The organism is Prevotella herbatica (assembly GCF_017347605.1).
Taxonomy (GTDB): domain Bacteria; phylum Bacteroidota; class Bacteroidia; order Bacteroidales; family Bacteroidaceae; genus Prevotella; species Prevotella herbatica.
Window position 1 is genome coordinate 617,715 of the sequence record NZ_AP024484.1, and the last position, 18,369, is coordinate 636,083.

Annotated in this window: 9 protein-coding genes; 2 read left to right on the forward strand and 7 right to left on the reverse strand. The window is 38.7% G+C overall.

Annotated elements, in window-relative coordinates; translation table 11 throughout:
• Window positions 1-2 precede the first annotated feature (2 nt).
• From prwr041_RS02380 to prwr041_RS02400, 5 genes are read right to left on the reverse strand one after another with little or no spacing between them, the layout of a single operon-like run.
• Window positions 3-2,333 (reverse strand): DUF6055 domain-containing protein, encoded by a 2,331-nt coding sequence (locus tag prwr041_RS02380; RefSeq protein WP_207154732.1) that lies wholly within the window; start codon window positions 2,331-2,333, stop codon window positions 3-5.
• Window positions 2,334-2,344: 11 nt separating this feature from the next.
• Window positions 2,345-3,334 (reverse strand): DUF4859 domain-containing protein, encoded by a 990-nt coding sequence (locus tag prwr041_RS02385; RefSeq protein ID WP_207154733.1) that lies wholly within the window; start codon window positions 3,332-3,334, stop codon window positions 2,345-2,347.
• Between the two features lie 40 nt (window positions 3,335-3,374).
• Entirely contained in the window at window positions 3,375-5,036 is a 1,662-nt protein-coding gene (locus tag prwr041_RS02390; protein ID WP_207154734.1) for a RagB/SusD family nutrient uptake outer membrane protein, read from the reverse strand.
• 18 nt (window positions 5,037-5,054) lie between these two features.
• Entirely contained in the window at window positions 5,055-8,075 is a 3,021-nt protein-coding gene (locus tag prwr041_RS02395) for a SusC/RagA family TonB-linked outer membrane protein (RefSeq protein WP_207154735.1), read from the reverse strand.
• 33 nt (window positions 8,076-8,108) lie between these two features.
• On the reverse strand, window positions 8,109-10,550 hold the full coding sequence (locus prwr041_RS02400; RefSeq protein ID WP_207154736.1) for a glycoside hydrolase family 127 protein: 2,442 nt from the start codon (window positions 10,548-10,550) through the stop codon (window positions 8,109-8,111).
• Between the two features lie 206 nt (window positions 10,551-10,756).
• Between prwr041_RS02400 and prwr041_RS02405 the strand changes: the two genes are divergently transcribed.
• A complete protein-coding gene (locus tag prwr041_RS02405; protein ID WP_207154737.1) occupies window positions 10,757-12,736 on the forward strand; it encodes a glycoside hydrolase family 97 protein in 1,980 nt (659 codons plus the stop codon).
• Between the two features lie 24 nt (window positions 12,737-12,760).
• A complete protein-coding gene (locus tag prwr041_RS02410) occupies window positions 12,761-15,229 on the forward strand; it encodes a glycoside hydrolase family 127 protein (protein ID WP_207154738.1) in 2,469 nt (822 codons plus the stop codon).
• Window positions 15,230-15,359: 130 nt separating this feature from the next.
• Here the strand turns inward: prwr041_RS02410 and prwr041_RS02415 are convergent, their stop codons facing one another.
• Window positions 15,360-16,547: an ATP-binding protein gene (locus prwr041_RS02415; protein WP_207154739.1), complete on the reverse strand. Its 1,188-nt coding sequence runs from the start codon at window positions 16,545-16,547 to the stop codon at window positions 15,360-15,362.
• Window positions 16,548-17,026: 479 nt separating this feature from the next.
• On the reverse strand, window positions 17,027-17,824 hold the full coding sequence (locus prwr041_RS02420; RefSeq protein ID WP_207154740.1) for a Cof-type HAD-IIB family hydrolase: 798 nt from the start codon (window positions 17,822-17,824) through the stop codon (window positions 17,027-17,029).
• Between the last annotated feature and the right edge of the window lie 545 nt (window positions 17,825-18,369).

Below are 18,369 nucleotides of genomic sequence, written 5' to 3' on the forward strand. Positions count from 1 at the left end.
TATCAGAAATTCATTTGTAAATCTACGACTGCCTTATACAGTTTTCCGTCTTTCATATATACCATTGTAGGACGTATTGTATAAGACTTACCCTTTATTGATGCTCCAGGCTTGTGACCATAAGCAAGACTATATCCTGTGGAATTATATTCAAAATAGACAGGACTATCGCCCCATTTACCAGCTGTTCCGTCTGCCATTATCCAGAATCCAGTACCATTGGCAGAATAAGCATAACTTATTGAGCCATCAGGATTGGTATTGGCAATTGCAATCTTACCTTCTGTTGGTCCATCAGCTGTAACCTTTGCTGCAGAAAGAGTTGCTGCAGCTATTTCTGCTGGCTGAAGTTTGAATGCTTTTGCAATCTTACCCATATCACCATTGTTCAGAAGATTTATTGTACCCAAAACATAATCGGGTGATGAAGAATCAAGACTTGCAGAATGAGACAATGTGATGCTTTCTGGTGCACCAGTTGGTATGGTAACGTTGCCTAACAAGTCTGTATTGCTAAAGCTTACTTCATAAGGCCATTGTTCATCATTCGTTTCGTCATCGTCCCAGCCCTCTCTGTTATAAGTTGAAGGAGCACCAAGTACAACAAGATACAGTTTTTTGGTTCCAGAAGGTATACTGAAAGTAGCATCACCAGAAGTAGCGCTGAACATTTTTCCGTAATGGCTATTGTCGCTACCGTCTATTGCCACAAAACCATAACGATATCCAGCATTTGTGTTAGACTGCTTATTATAGGTAGTTACATTTCCTTTAGACTTTCCGTCAGCATCAACAATCTCTCCAGCATCACCCGCAGCAACTGCCGATCCAACAGCAAGAGCATTGAAATGAGCTGTTACTTCTGTTCCTGCATCAGGAATATTCAAAGAAACTAGATTGAAACCAGTTGTACCAGGACAGTTATCATAAGAAACCTGATAATATCCCTTACTGTTCTTATATAATTTCGTTCCATAGTTAAGAGCAGCGTCTGTAACATATTGATGTACTGCATCGAAATCATAGTTTGCACAATGAGCAGCATAGTCATACATATCACTATAAAGAGTGTTCAGATTTCCACCACAATACAATCTGGTATATGTCTCGATAGGATCTTCTGGATATTTACTTTCTTTCCATATACGTGAGTATGCCTGTATACCATGTTTCTGAGTGTAATAATATTGGAACCAGTAGCTTGCATAGCGTTGCCACTCATGATTGAAACGACGATTATGATTCTTCAACCACACTTGTACATTTGCATCCTGAGTGAAAGCCTCCTGCGGATAATCCTGGAAAGACTGCCATTGGGCGCATTGCTCCCAGAAAGCACATCCACCAGAACCGTCTTGTCCGAATCCATAACGGAATCCAACAGGAACAATTCCATTACTCATGGCTTGAGCCTCACCAGTGAAGAGTTTGTCGGCTGAAACCTGAAATTGGAAACTGTGTCCAATCTCATGACCTATTGTAGAACCTACAGGTTTGCATGTTGACGGATTTACCCACAACGCACCTATTGTATTATCATATCCAGATCCAGTAGCAAGCCATTCTGTCTGATAAAGCAGATAGATTTCCATTTTGTATTTATCAAGCACAGATTTACCTTGACCTGTTGTTGCCATACCAAGCTTCTCTACATTTGTTTTATAGAAGTTCTCAGCCTTAGCCAACAAGTCGTCTACGTCTACACGCAGAGCTTCTGGTACGGTTTCAGCGTTAGGATTGTCACCAAATCCTGGAGCCCAGAATACAAAGAAATGTTCACTAGATTTATGTCGCCACCACGACCACTTAGCATCAGAACGCAACATACCTTCAGGTCCTTTTTCAAAGCCTTCGTTCCATGTTCCCGGACAATAGTATTTGGCGTAATCAGGAATCTTTGATACATCCATAACATGCACTGCATCAGGATTGGCATTCTGATGAATAGTTATCTGTGAAAGTTTATCACCACACTTTACTGTTATAGTAGCTTCACGATATGTATCATTATCATTCTTTGTTAAGAGTATAGGCATTTTATTGTCTCCTGCACTACCAGAAGGACAAGTCAGTTTTATCCAACTTATCTGAGTATGTGCAGCCCTGCTTGTAACATCATCAACAGTTGCTGTCCAACTGCTGTTGGCATTGAAAGAAACAGTAGACTCCACTTCATCCCAATCAACGGTCTTTGGCATTTCGTTGTCACTTATTGCTATATTTCCAATAACAACATCGTTACTATCCGTACATGCCGATATGAATCCCGTAATCAAGAGCAGGAGAACCCTTAGGGTACTCCTGCTTATTATAGAATAATTATTATTATCCATTGTAAATAGGATTATTCAAGAGTAACGTTACAAACAAATTCTATAAATTTGCTATTATCTGTCTTACTTGCATAGACAAAATGTAACTTAATCTTTGTTCCTGCTGCAACACCTGGTGCTCTACCTATTCCTACAGAACCATCATGGGTCTCTACGAAATAACTAAATCCTGTCTTACCCCATGTTGTTACCTTTCCTGATCCATCAAGCCAATACCCAAGTCCATTTGCAGTATAGGTAGATGTAGTATCCCATTTGCCTTCATCGTCAGCCATATACATTGCTATGTCACCTTTTGAATCTTGCACAACAGAATTAAAGTCAGATGCAGTCATACCAAGACATTTTTGAATCGCATCTGAATAATCGGCAAACTTAACTTCATAAGAACTATAATCACCAGTAGGAATAGTTATTGTAGGCATAATAAGTCCAGGGTCTGTAACAGATATCAGAACGCTCAGCCTCACATACTGGTCATAGTCTTTGCCATTGTTTATAGCAAAACCTACATTGTCAGAAAAAGACACACCTGCAGAAGAGTTTTCTGGCACTCCAACTATTATAGACTTTGATGCTTTATCAAGTTCTATATATCCGGCTGCGTCAGATTCTTTACTCACAATCTGTCCCGACTTGTTATAGTACCAACCAGTTGTACCTTTAGTGGTAGCCGTCTTATCCCATATTCCACGAGAAGTATTGATATTGTAGAATACAACTTTGCCGGTTTCAAGTCCTGCAATCATATCGTCTACAGTCATCCCTAACTTTGTCTGGATAGTTTCGGCATAATCTTTAAGATTTATTGTTTTAAGAGCTACATGCCCCTTGCGAAATTCAGCGGTAGTGCTGATATTGGCACTTGCATCAGTTCGCAGATAAGGAGCCTCATTCTCTGTATATACATGCTTTTCTACAGCATCTTCAGGGTCTGTGCTACAAGCGCTTAATCCTAACGCCATGCAAACCGCCGCTATATATAATATATTCTTTTTCATAAGAAATTATAAGTTTAAAGGTTTTATATATTCTACCTATTTATTTACCTGTAGTAGTTCCATAACCAGGATTCTGCTTTAGTTTTGGATTTCCATCCATAGCACTCTTTGGTATTGGGAACAGGTCACCATTTCTATCTGTTACAGCATCTTTACAGAACCATGATTTGCCATTGTAGACATTCATGTTAGTACCCTTAATATTAAATCGAATAAGTTCATCACGACGGTGAGCTTCACAAACAAATTCTTTTCCATATTCATCAAGCAGTCCGCCAAATTCAATATCTGCACCACCTTCATTCGTTATAATCCATTTATCCTCACCACCAAGAGTACCTTGATTCTCTCTGTGACCGTAGTTGTAGTTACTGCCACCTTTGAGTTGTGCCACTGTTATTGTAGCTTTGCTTGGATCAGATTTGAAGTTACGTGCGCGAACCTTTGTAACAAGGTCGGCTGCTGTTTGTTCATCTTGACCAAGACGTAACAAGCATTCAGCTTTCATCATGTAAGCATCTGCCAAGCGGAAATATGGCACGTCATCATAACTCGTTCCGAAATCACCACTCTTAATTTCATACTTAATAAGTCTGTAGCTTTCAAAAGGATAACATCCCGGATTGTCAATACTATGAAGTTCCTTTGTATATATCAATGGTTCACCATCAGCCGTTATAGCTGTTCCGTCCATTGCATATTGCTGACCACCAGTCCAAGTATTGTCCATACGGGTATCTCCCGTCTCATAAGTATCAAGGAACTGTGGGAATACGATACCACCACCAGTAGCCCAACCAGAGAAGTTCCAACGTGCTCTACCAGCATTATGTATCCATAAGTTTGCCATGTAGTTACCACCAGCATATTTGTTTTCCAATGGAATACCAAATATTATTTCAGGAGAAGTAGAAATGTCTTCTTTGAAATTATCGCTATAGTTTGGTGCCAATGAGAATGGACCTGCAATAACCTTATTTACTTCATCAAGAGATTTACTATACCATGTTTTATCTGTATCATCTTTAAACCATGCATTATGGTTAAGATAGAGTTTGGCTAGCAACATGTGAGCTGCATACTTATTGATTTTACCCATTTCGATCTTACTTGGGCATTTCTCTGCAACAGCATTCAATTCACTTGCTATCCAATCATATACAACTTTTGGATCAGCCTGTTCTGGAGTCCATCCAGCTTCGTGAACATAGGTTGTATCAAGCGGAATGTTTCTATAAAGATCTAACAGGTTGTAATAGTATAACGCACGATATGCGCGAACCTGTGCTACAATATCTTCATTTGAAGCGATAGCTTTATTTGCTAGAATTTTATTACATGCATTCACTCCAGCATAGTTATTCTCCCAGTTTACCTGGAAAAAGCCTATCTTAGAATTAAGCTGATGCTTATGCATTGAAACATAAAGGTCGCCCCATCCTATACCAATACGTGAAGGAACTCCCCAAACGTCAGAACTCATATCCATGATATCCGACATACCAAACCATCCCCAATAAACACTTCTAAGACTGCTGTAAACAGGGGCAATAGTATGTTCAAGTTCTGTTTCTGAAAATTCATGCTGTTCAGACGAAATAGTATCATATAATGTTTCGTCTAGATCTGTACATCCAACCATTGATAGCCCACAAGCTGCAATCATGGCAGACATAAATATCTTATTTATTTGTTTATTCATGACTTTATGCTTTAAATATTAGAATGTGAATTTTGCGCCCAAAGTGAACGTACGTATTGATGGATATTTATCACGCCAGTCAATACCTGAACTCAAAGGATCGGTATTAGACAATTCTGGGTCGAGTCCCTTATAACCTGTTATTGTAAACAAATTGCTACCTGACAAATATACATAGATATTCTTTGCATACTTATCTGACTTCAAAGGAACAGTATATCCGAGCGTAAGATTAGAAAGTTTTACATAGTTTCCGTTTTCAAGATAATAGCTCACAAAAGTCTGCTTCTGTGCTCTTGACAAAACATAATCTCCATATTGCTTATCAGCTGCTGATTTAAGATGATTGTAGACAACGGCATTGTTCTCATAATAAGCACGTGCCTCATTAAATATTTTAAATCCAAACTGACCAGTAAACTGCATATTCAAGTCAAATCCTTTATAACTGAACGAGTTGTTCCATCCTAGATTAACCTTAGGAATCGCATTACCTAGGTATTGATGATACTTGTCATCCGTAAGCATATTATCATTAAACTCTTCGGCTTTTCCTGTTTCCTTGTTTTCAATCATCCAGAGTCCATTTTCAGAAACTCCTACGCTCTTCATACCATACCACTGTCCTAATGGTTTACCAACTTCAAGACGTTGTGTTGTCAAAGATATAGGCTCGCCAATAACAGCCATATCATGCTGATTTGCAGTCTGATAAAGAGCGTTTGAGAGACTTAATAGTTTTGTTGCATTATATGCAGCCGTTACAGTTGTTCTCCATTCAAAGTCTTTCATGCGCACTGGTACAGCATTTACAGCAATTTCAATACCCATATTACGCATCTTTCCTACATTTGCTAAAGTAGTATTATAGAGGTTTGGAGGACATGGAACATCATACGACCACAACATATCAGAAGTCTTCTTATGATACATATCAATCGTTCCAGACAAACGGTCATTCAACACACTCCAGTCGATACCAACATTAAACTCGGTACTCTTTTCCCATTTCAAATTTGGATTAGGATTAGAAGTGACATTCAGTCCCTGATACCATGTACCATTATCATAGTAGTATGGATCGCCTAGTGACCATTGTGTTAATGATTGGTAAGAGCCACTTGGAATCACACCGGTCACACCAAATCCTGCACGAAGTTTCAAATTGTTAATCCATGTAAGTGATTTCATGAAACTCTCGTTACTGATGGTCCAACCAAGTGATGCAGATGGGAATGTACCCCATTTGTTATTGGCTCCGAATTTTGAAGAACCCTCACGGCGAACACTTACAAGAACATTGTATTTATCAGCATATCCATAGCTTATACGTCCAAAGAAACCTACAAGAGTATCATCATACTTGTAACTTCCCATTCCTGCCTTACCTTCTTTAAGGAAACCACCAACTCCAATATTATTATCCTGGTAGAAGTCGCTCATAAAGTTCGTATTATTGGCATTGAATCCTTCGTATTCGTTATATTGATAGCTGTATCCAGCAAGAGCCTCTATGCGGTGATTGCCAAACTGATGCTTGTATGTAGAGGTCAATTCCAGATTATCACTCTTTCCATACGAGTAGCTATGATAGGCATAACCTGTGTGATAATTTATCACCTGATCATAATACTTTGAAGTGTAATATCCCTTATCATGGCTATTGTCACGATCTGTAGAAAGCATTAGGTTGGTTTGCCATCCCTTTATTGGTTCAAAGGTAAGGTTACCTACCATTCGTGTGTTTTCAGTCTTATACTCACCCTTATGCTCATTTAGCAATTCAACAGGATTCATATAGTAGTTGACAGCCATATTCTCATAATAGCTTCCATCCTGATTATAGATTGGCTCGGTAGGATTACGCATGATAGCTTGACGGTATATCTGTGTTGCAGCAGCATCAACTGGTCCATTCTCATGCCAACGCTTCATGATATTGAAAGAAATTTTCATCATATCATTCATGAACCAGTGAGATAAACCTCCATTGAAGCGCATATCATTAGAATATGTCTTTATAATCACACCCTGCTGATCACGATAAGTGAAGTCTGCATTATACGTTGTACTCTTGTCGCCACCGCTAATCATGATATTATGATTATGTGTAAATGCAGTGCGTGTCACAGCATCAAGCCAATCTGTGTCATATCCCTTATCATTAAATTGTGTAAGACCGTTACGAACATCAGTTCCGTCCATCATATCAAGCTTTTTGCCGAACGAAGATAAAGACATATAACCACTGTAATTAACAGTAGTGGCTGCATCACGTCTGCCACTCTTTGTTGTGATGATAATCACACCAGCAGCACCACGTGTTCCGTATATAGCAGCCGCTGATGCGTCTTTCAACACATCAACACTCGCAATGTCTTCAGGTGCAACAGTACTAAGACTGCCCTCTATTCCATCAACGAGAACCAATGGAGTGTTACCTCCACTAAGAGAGATGATACCACGAAGACGAATACTTGATGCTACGCTTGGGTCACCACTACCATTGGCAATGGTAAGACCAGCAACTTTACCTTTAATCAAGTCTCCAGCATCTTTTATATTTCCCTTAGAAAAATCTTCTGATTTAATGCTTGTTATTGCTGATGTTATGTCACCTTTCTTTTGAGTACCATAACCGATGACAACAACTTCGCTGATAGATTTGAGGTCTTCTTTAAGAGTTATCTTGCCACCTTTTGTCGTTTCCTGAGTTATATAACCCACATAAGAGATAATAACAACACTACCTCTCTTTATATTGAGAGTGTAGTCTCCGTTAATGTCGGTAACAGTGCCGTTGGAACTGCTGCCTTTTTCAACAACGCTAGCGCCGATGATAGGTTCACCATTAGCGTCCAATACTGAACCTTTGATAACTGTCGTGTTTTGTTGGACAATAGTCGGAGAAGGATTTCCTGATGACTCTGGAGATGCCATTACAGGAATTGCTGTTCCCGTAGACAAAAGTAAACACGCAGAGGCTTTTATAAATGCATTACTATGCATGAAGCCATTTGAAAATAGTGTTTTCTTCATGATTGACTCTTTTTGTTTTGAGGTTTGATATTATTAGTTATTAACTTTCCATTCTATAATTCCACCGCTTGCGCCCTTTTGCAAGTTAGCTATTATCTTCAATCCAGTAGTGGTTATTGGAGCAAAATCCACGCTGTTATATTTGTCTTTATCAACACCATAACTGCTGTGATTTTCTACTTCCTTCCAATTGCCATCACTGTCCTTATAATATAGTTTCCAACTTTCCGGAGTTCTGAAGTTTCCGTCATAATGATCGAAGTCCAACCAATAGACTTCTACATTACTTACTGTATATGGTTTATCAAATTCATAAGCGATGCTTTCCGGCGTTCCATTCTTTAGCCACCAATAATGATAAGGCTTGCTTATATCGCTGCTTCGTTTGGGTTCCCATTGATCATTTACTCCCCAAGCTTCTCCCATTACAGCTGCTGTTTCGGGAGCATCTTTCTGTATTGCACTCTGATAAAACAAAGTTCTAGCTTTGCTTGCGATAGTTGGTTGTGGTTTTACATGTGCATAGATTGGAGAATATGGTATCCATACTTCCATCTGGTCGGCTCCACGATTATTCCAAGTACTGTATGGTATTGCTTTAAAAGTAGTTTCCTTCACTGTTCCGTCAGCTTCAACTTCACTTGCTTTACCTGTTAGTTCTACAATTCCGTTTAATTTATTCGTTTTAAGTTCTGCATCAATCTGTGTTTTGCTAGTTATCACTTTGTTGAACACCATAGAGTCTGGCTGATCTTTCCCTTCCAAACAATATACGATAGGTCCACGCTCAAGTGCATATTTACCACGATCATCTTCTGCATTGTCGTTTGCACTTATTCGTCTCACATCCATTGGGAATGATAATTCTATCACATCACCCTTCTTCCATTTTTTGTTCACTACGGCATATCCGTCAACTGTATATGCTTGTGTCTTTGTTCCATTTACCTTTACAACATATTGCTTTGCAGAATCGACAAAGTTATAAAGATTTGTAGCGACAGGTCTATTCTTTACCCATGAAGGAATGCGAAGGCGGATATTGAATTTAGCGTTGTTTTTAGGATTTACGGTTATCTTTACGTTTCCATTCCATGGATAATCTGTATGTTGTAGTAACTCTGTACCATTCACGTTTCCTTTTCCTTGAATATATAGATTCACAAAGATGTCACTGCCTTGGGATGCATATTGATATTGCGGAACACTTGCCATGAAACGTGTCACATTGCCAGGACAGCAAGCGCAACCAAACCATTTCTGACGTTCATGCTGTCCCATGCTCTCCAATGGATTATCATAGAAGAATTTGTCTCCGCTCAAACTTACTCCGCTCAACACACCATTATATAGTGCACGTTCATATATATCAACATACTTACTGTCACCTGTGGCTAGGAACATACGATAGTTCCAATATACATTGGCAATAGACGCACATGTCTCACAATATGCAGTCATATTATTAAGTTCATAATTAGGACCGAATCCTTCTCCTTCGGCACGACTGCCCATACCACCTGTAATATATAGCTTCTTACCTGCCATGTTTTCCCATATACGTTCAAGCGCATGGAAATAGGCAGTATCGTTAGTCAGTGAAGCTACATCAGCAACACCACTGAACAGATATCCGGCCCTTACGGCATGTCCCACGATTTCGTCTTGTTGTAATATAGGCTTATGATCCTGACTGTATTCACTTAGGGCATGTCCGTCTGTTCCACGTCCAGTTTCCTCAACAAAGTATTTAGCCATATCAAGATATTGTCTTGTTCCTGTCACCTTATATAATTTACAGAGTGCCATCTCTACGATAGGATGTCCTGATGGTCTATGAATCTGTCCCTCATTAGGTCCGAAAGTCTTACAGATGAGATTAGCATTTTTTATTGCCACATTAAGAAAAGTTCTTTTTCCTGTAGCTTTATAATGTGCTATTGCCGACTCAATCATGTGTCCGCTGTTATAAAGTTCGTGACTGTTAATCTTTTCCCATTTGTGAGTACCCCACCATCCAGACAGTCGATAACATTTATTTGTTACGCATGTTGTCAGATAACCATCTGGTTCTTGTGCGGCAGCGATTATTGCTATTACGCTGTCTAGATAATGATCTAGTTTCTTGTCGTAATGTACTGCGAGACTATAGCTTGCACCTTCTATTACTTTATAAGGATCGGTATCATCAAAAGAAAAATCTCCTCGATGCTCACCTTGCTTTATACCTGCAGCAATGGCAAAATTATCGAAGCGACCATTCTTTTCACATTCATGAAATGCTGAAGGTATTGATACGGTGCGGTTGATTTCTATTCGTGGGCTCCAAAACGTATCATTGAAATGCACTTTAGTAAATGGCACTTCAGTGATTGAAGCTTTGGCGCGAAGCAAATACTTCGGAAGTTGATTCGAAGCATTTGCCCCAAAACCAAATAAAATACAACCTATAATTAATTTTGATTTCTTGTTCATGGTCTTTTTTTGTTGCGGTTTTATAATCGCAAAGTAACCTTAAATTTATTAAACTTGATAAAAATATCGTCTAGCAAAGTAGCAAAATCGTCCAAAAGGCTTAACAAAGTTTATTTTTGGACTATATTTTCATCCAGATTGGACTCTTTTGTCATCACTTGTTTTATAAAATTCATATCTTTGCACACGTATTTTAAAATTTCACCATGAAAAGAATTCAGCTTATACTTATCGCCTTATTATTACTAGGTGGAAAAGCTTTCGCTAATACATATAATGTGAAGTCACCCGACAGCCGCATTAAACTTTATGTAAATACAGACGATAGTATTTCCTTCTATGTAAATCTAGGTAATCATGAGATTATACATAAATCTGGTATCGGACTTATTCTTGATAAAGGTTACAGAATAGGTAACCAAGTGAAGGTTGTTGATGTAAAAACTTCGAATATAAACGAAATAATACATGCTCCTTTTTATCGTCAAGACCATTTTCAAAATCATTATCATGAATTGAAGTTGACGTTTAAAAATGGATTTGGCGTAACTTTTAGAGTATTTAATGAAGGCTTTGCTTATCGCTTTTTCTATACAAAGAAAAAACAGATTATTATAAATAATGAGATTGCCGATTATAATTTTGGTAAGGATAAAGAAGCATGGCTACCCTACACCACCAACGACAAGGCTCCATTTGCAATGGCTTTCCAGAATATTTATGACCATACAGCTATTGGTAAGGCTGAAAACAAGATTGCCTTTCTACCAGCAACGGTTAACTGTGGAAATGCAAAAGTAACTATTCTTGAGAGTGATTTGGTTTCATATCCAGGAATGTTTATTATTGCGGATGGTGATTATCTAAAAGGTGTATTCGCTAAATATCCAAAGAAGATGGAGTACTATCCTTGGAGACACATGAATCATGTTGCAGAAACGAATAACTATATAGCTGCTTCAACAGGTGCATCGAATTATCCATGGAGAGTTTTCGCCATTACAGAAGCTGATACACAGATGCCTGTAAATAATATGGTATATGCGTTAGCACGTCCAAACAAGATTGGCAATACTGATTGGATACACCCCGGAAAGGTATCATGGGACTGGTGGAATGACTGGAATCTTAAAGGCGTTGACTTCAAGGCTGGGATAAACCAACAGACTTATAAATACTATATAGATTTCGCATCGAAAAACCACATCGAATATATTGTTCTTGACGAAGGTTGGTATGATTCTAAAAGTGGTGACATTATGCACCCTATAAAGGACTTGAACCTAGAGGAACTTATAGAATATGGCAAAAAGCGTAATGTTGGAATTGTATTGTGGTCGGTATTTAATGTAATGGATGAAAATCTAGAAAATATATGCCGACATTATGCTGATATGGGAATAAAGGGATTTAAGGTTGACTTTATGGACCGAGATGACCAAACTGCTGTTGAAATGGTTGAACGCTTGGCTGCTTGCACGGCTAAACATCACCTTATCCTTGATTTGCATGGCATATACAAACCTGTAGGACTGAACAGAACATACCCCAACATCATTAACTATGAAAGTGTTTTTGGTATGGAAGAATCAAGGTGGACAACCATCGACCACGATATGCCTTTATATGATGTCACTTTCCCTTACATAAGAATGATGGCAGGGCAAGTTGACTTCACTCCCGGAGCAATGAGAAATGGAACAAAGAGCGATTGGAAGGCAAACTATACCAAACCTATGTCTATGGGCACACGATGTCATCAGGCTGCATGCTATGTAGTTCAAGACAGTCCTTTTACAATGCTTGCAGATTCCCCTACAAACTATGAAGCTGACACCACATATACGAAATATATTTCTACTATTCCTGTAGTATATAATGAGACGACTATTCCACAAGGAGAAATAGGTAAGTATATTGTTACAGCCAGACGTGCTGGTAACAAATGGTATATAGCAGGACAGACAAACTGGGATTCTCGTGATATCACACTGCAATTTCCTTTTCTGAAATCAGGAGTTGAATACAGCGCTAGAATATTGAAAGACGGCATTAACGCAGATCATGACGCAGAAGACTATCGCATAGATAACTTCACTGTTAATGCAAATTCTTCTATCAAAGTGCATCTTGCTTCTGGCGGAGGCTTTGTGATCGCAATCACGCCGAAAGCTGTTTCTGAATAAAATAAAACATATAAAATAATAACGATGAAAAAACGATTCTTCATTATCGCAATGGCTATAACGGCGTTAATGCCGGCTGTTGCACAGAGAGAAAAGCATGTAGGAGGATATCCTATAACTCCAGTACCGTTTACGTCGGTTAAAGTATGGAATAATACTTTCTGGGGACAAAGACTTGAGACCTCACGTAAAGTAACGATTCCTTTGGCATTCAGCAAATGTGAAACTGAGGGCCGCTACAAGAATTTTGAAAGGGCTGCGCATCCATCACCTAGCTATAACGTAGGCGAACTGATGCCTTATAGCTTTGATGATACCGATCCATACAAGACGATTGAGGGTGCAAGCTATATCTTGCAGACTTATCCCGATAACAAATTGAAAGCTTATATTGATAGCGTTCTCAATATTATTGGGGCTGCTCAGGAACCTGACGGATATCTTTATACAGCACGTACACAGAATCCGCAGAATCCTCATCCATGGGCTGGCAGCAAAAGATGGAGCAAGGAAGAAGATTTAAGTCACGAGCTATATAATCTTGGGCACATGATTGAAGGTGCTGTTGCTCATTGGCAAGCTACAGGAAGCAGAAAGTTTCTTGATATTGCAATAAGATATGCAGACTGTGTTGTCAAAGAAGTTGGACCTAACCCAGGTCAGGCTTGTGTTGTTCCGGGGCATCAGATAGCAGAGATGGCTCTTTGCAAACTGTATCTTGCTACAGGAAACAAGAAGTATCTTGACGAGGCTAAATTCTTTCTTGACTATCGTGGAAAGACAGAAATAAGACAGGAATACTCACAAAGTCACAAACCTGTTATCGAACAAGACGAGGCTGTTGGACATGCTGTGCGTGCAGCATATATGTATTCAGGTATGGCTGACGTGGCTGCTCTTACCGGAGACACTGCCTACATAAAAGCTGTTGATAGAATATGGAACAACATAGTTGATAAAAAACTGTATATCACAGGTGGTATCGGAGCCACAAACAATGGTGAGGCTTTCGGTCCGAATTACTATCTACCTAATATGAGTGCCTATTGTGAGACATGTGCTGCAATAGGAAATGTATATGTAAACTATCGCCTCTTTCTTTTGCACGGAGATAGTAAATACTATGATGTTCTTGAACGTACTCTTTACAACGGACTTATAAGTGGTGTAAGCATGGATGGCGGTGGCTTCTTCTACCCTAACCCACTTGAAAGTATGGGACAGCATCAACGTCAGGCTTGGTTTGGTTGTGCTTGCTGCCCAAGTAACATTTGTAGATTCCTTCCTTCATTGCCAGGTTATATCTATGCTGTGAAGGATAGAAACGTTTACGTGAATTTGTTCCTCAGTAATAGTTCTAAGGTAAGTATAGGCGGAAAGGCTGTTTCACTAAGTCAAGAAACTAACTATCCTTGGAATGGAGATGTTAAGATTAAAGTAGACAACAGCAAAGCAGGTAAGTTTGGTATGAAGATTCGTATTCCGGGTTGGGTAAAGGGGCAGCCTGTTCCTTCTGATCTTTATTCATACACAGACGCATCACGTCCTACTTATAAGATTACAGTAAACGGTCGTTCTGTTCCTGCATCGCTTACAGAAGATGGATATTATACAATTTATCGCAATTGGAAAAAGAATGATGTTGTAAACGTGCACTTCGATATGGACGTACGTACTGTTCGTGCGGATAACAAGGTAGAGGCTGATCGTGGAATGGTGAGCGTAGAGCGTGGTCCATTGGTCTATTGTGCAGAATGGCGTGACAATGCTTTCGATATCATGAGCGTATTATTGAATCGTGAACCAAAGTTCAGCGAAGGAAAACTTTCATATTCGTCATTCATTGCAGATAGTTTGAAAACAAAACTGCAACAATATCGCGACCAGAATATCACTACTCTTGCTACTGATGCACAGACTTTGGCATACGACAACAGCGGTAAACTGACTACACAAAATGTGAAACTCGAACTGATTCCTTATTTTGCATGGTGTCATCGTGGAAGTGGTAACATGAAAGTTTGGTTGCCACAGGATGTAAAAGCTACACGCCCATCTGTTCCTGCAACACTGGCTTCACAAGCAAAAATAGCTTCTTCTACTCCAAGCAGTTCAATGCGCAGTATTGCTGACGGACTTGTTCCAGCAGATGAAAACGATCGTTCTGTTCCTTATTTCCATTGGTGGCCAAAACAGAATACCACTGAATGGATAACATACACGTTCCCTGAAGCAAAACAAATTCAAAGCACTACCGTTTATTGGTTTGATGATCAGCCTTGGGGCGGATGCAAGATTCCAGACTCATGGACTATACAATATAAGGATGCAAACGGTAATTGGCAGAACGTAGAGAATGTAGATTCTTATCCTATAAAGAAAGGAACTGCATGTACTGCAAACTTCAAACCAGTTAAGACATCAGAAGTAAAGATCTCAGTAAAGCAGCCTGCTAAATTCTCTTGCGGACTCTTTGAATGGAGTGTTAGATAACTCCGTATTTTATTAATGCATTCATAATGCCGTCTTCGCCAACGCTCGTTGTTGTGAAGTCGGCATTTTTCAAACCATGATAATTTCGTAAGATTGTGAGAATATCTGATTAATAAGAATAATCAGAGTTCTACGGAAATAGTTTTTCAGGAGGCAAGAGAAGAAATTCCTCAACAGGCACATTGTCAGAACCGACAACAAAGGCTGAATTCGGATGGAAACTATCTCGGAAAATAGGCAATCCCTTGTTTGTCGTTCTTTTTCCACTCTTTACTTCTATTGCTATCAATTTGTCTTCTTTCTGAAGGATGAAATCTACCTCCATTGATTTATCACGCCAATAATATACCTTATAATTATATTCCTCAGCATGACAAAGCAAGTGTGCCCCAATGGCTGTCTCCACCCAGCGTCCCCACCTTTGAGGCGCCATCAACTCATTATCAAATCCTTTGCCAGATTGTATGGTAAACAACGCTGGATTATAGGTCATCAACTTTGGAATAGAGTTATATTTGCGTGCTGGATCGTTTGCATATTTTTGCATACCACACAACAGTTCAGCCTCAGAAAGAGTTCCTAGATAACTGGCAAGTGTAGTTATATTCCCTGCATCTTGCAACTGTCCTATCATCTTATTCAGCGATAATTCCTCGCCAGAATAGCTACACCCCAGTTCGAAAAGCTGTTTGATGAGAGCTGGCTTATAAATTATTTTTGTCAGCAATACATCTTTTTCAATGGAAGGGCTCACAATAGAATCTTTGACATATCTGCACCATCTTGTCTCATTCTTAATCAGTGGGGCACTACCTGGATAGCCACCGAAATAGATGTATTGTTCCAGTGACCAGCCAAAAGCATCACGCATCTCCTGATAGTTCCAATGGGTCATTCGGATAAGCTCAAATCTGCCAGCCAGCGACTCGTTAAGACCAGACTTGAGAAGAAGCCTAGAGGAACCAAGCACAACTACTTTCAAGTTAATATCATGAAAGCTATCTGCATCCCATTCTCTCTTCACTTGATTGCTCCAGTCATCAATCTTATGTATCTCGTCAATAACCAACAGATACTCCTTAAGATCTCCCATGCGCATTCTAGTTCTAGCCGACTCCCATAAGTTAGCTATCCATCCCGCATCATTAGGTGCAACAGCATCCGCCGATTTAAACGTATGGGGAATATCAAGGTCTTCAAGAACCTGTTTGACCATAGTAGATTTACCAATTTGTCGAGGCCCTATAATAGCCTGAATAAACCTTCTTGGTTCCTGTAAACGCTCTTTGAGCAAGTTGAATTGATGCCTTTTATACATTTCTTTGTATTTTGTAGCAAAGCTATATAAAAATTCTCAAATTTCCAAATAAAATTCTCAAATCTATGCGATAAAATTCTCAAATCTACCTTGCAAAATTCTCAAATCTATGTGATAAAATTCTCAAATCTGCCTTGCAAAATTCTCAAATCTAGGCTACAAAATTCTCAAATCTACCTTGCAAAATTCTCAAATCTATGTGATAAAATTCTCAAATCTGCCTTGCAAAATTCTCAAATCTAGGCTACAAAATTCTCAAATCTACCTTGCAAAATTCTCAAATATATGCTATAAAATTCTCAAATCTATTAGTTAAAATAGCCTATAACAGGAAGATAGACACGTCAAACCTTCATACAACTGGCTCTATTATTTTCTAATCAGCAGTGCGTAAGATGTGGCATAACAAACTTTCTATCTAGTAATAAAATCAATAACTGATATATTGAAAAAGTTAATTATACACTAATTGGATATTGTCAACTGATAACTCCGTATTTTATTAATGCATTCATAATGCCGTCTTCGTCAACACTCGTTGTTGTGAAGTCGGCATTTTTCTTTACTTCATCACCAGCATTCCCCATGGCAACACCTATTCCTGCTTGTTTGATGATTGAGATGTCATTGCCCCCATCACCAAAAGCCATGGTATCGGCTATATTGAAACCCTCATGTTCAGCCATGGCAAGCAATCCTTTGCCCTTATCAGCAGCTTTGCATGTAATGTCGGTAAAGTCAAGACACCAACGACCTGACGTACAATCTTTAAGATTCGCCATAATCAATGCCTCTTGTTCCTCTGATATGAAAGGAGTCATCTGCAATATCGGCTGAACCAATACATCCTCAATAGGTTTATCATAGTCAAGATTGGTCACTCCTAATCCCTTATGGAAAACATCATCAACAATTTCCTTATAATTATAGATTGCAATATCCTGTTGCCCTACAAATATAACTGGTCTGTCCCATTGTGAGGCAGCATTTAACATCATCTGAATATCCTCTGTTGGAATATCATTGCAGCAGATAGTATGCCTACCAGATTCATCATCAACAAAACAGTAAGCACCATTTGTAGTGATATATCCATCTATGAGATGTTCTATCTGTCCAAGGTTTGTTATGAGTGAGATTGGTCTTCCAGTAGATATGTATATTTTCACTCCATTTTTCTTTGCTTGAGCAATTGCGTCAACAGTAGTTTGTGGAATTTTATGCGTCGTGAAAGATACCAAAGTTCCGTCTATATCAAAAAATAAAGCTTTTACCATATCCTGAATTATTTAATTTGATGCGAAGGTATGGAAAAAAAATGATACTGCCAAACAATACTCTTCATTAGTTTTTCAACCAATATCAGGTTCAAGTTTTCAACAATTGTCTACACGAAAAGTTATAGGGCCTACCTAATATTAGGCATATTTAAGGAATCATCTCAAGTACAGACAAACACAAAATCAAGACTAACACACTTACAATCAACGCATTAAAGCAAAAATAGGCTATTCTAAAAATACATAATTTTTAGGTATTGATAATAATCATTAAAACCTTTACCTTTGCCGCCTGAATGATTCAGGACATTATGATTAAATTATATTAATAATAATGAAATCAAAAATCACTTATATATGGTGATTGCCACATTAGCTATAACAGTATACAATGACGTTGATCCCAGCACAGAAGTTAACAGGGATCTATACAGGTTATGATTTTTTCGCTATAGGATGATAAACTTAAATGTGTAAACCCAAATTAATTATAAACAAAGTATTAAAAATGTTGAGAAAGATTGTTTTATTTATGCCTCTTA

Bases quoted from the DNA above. Each gene is read 5' to 3' on its own strand.
- prwr041_RS02380 (WP_207154732.1), bottom strand. From the start codon at position 2,333: ATGGATAATAATAATTATTCTATAATAAGCAGGAGTACCCTAAGGGTT.
- prwr041_RS02385 (WP_207154733.1), bottom strand. From the start codon at position 3,334: ATGAAAAAGAATATATTATATATAGCGGCGGTTTGCATGGCGTTAGGA.
- prwr041_RS02390 (WP_207154734.1), bottom strand. From the start codon at position 5,036: ATGAATAAACAAATAAATAAGATATTTATGTCTGCCATGATTGCAGCT.
- prwr041_RS02395 (WP_207154735.1), bottom strand. From the start codon at position 8,075: ATGAAGAAAACACTATTTTCAAATGGCTTCATGCATAGTAATGCATTT.
- prwr041_RS02400 (WP_207154736.1), bottom strand. From the start codon at position 10,550: ATGAACAAGAAATCAAAATTAATTATAGGTTGTATTTTATTTGGTTTT.
- prwr041_RS02405 (WP_207154737.1), top strand. From the start codon at position 10,757: ATGAAAAGAATTCAGCTTATACTTATCGCCTTATTATTACTAGGTGGA.
- prwr041_RS02410 (WP_207154738.1), top strand. From the start codon at position 12,761: ATGAAAAAACGATTCTTCATTATCGCAATGGCTATAACGGCGTTAATG.
- prwr041_RS02415 (WP_207154739.1), bottom strand. From the start codon at position 16,547: ATGTATAAAAGGCATCAATTCAACTTGCTCAAAGAGCGTTTACAGGAA.
- prwr041_RS02420 (WP_207154740.1), bottom strand. From the start codon at position 17,824: ATGGTAAAAGCTTTATTTTTTGATATAGACGGAACTTTGGTATCTTTC.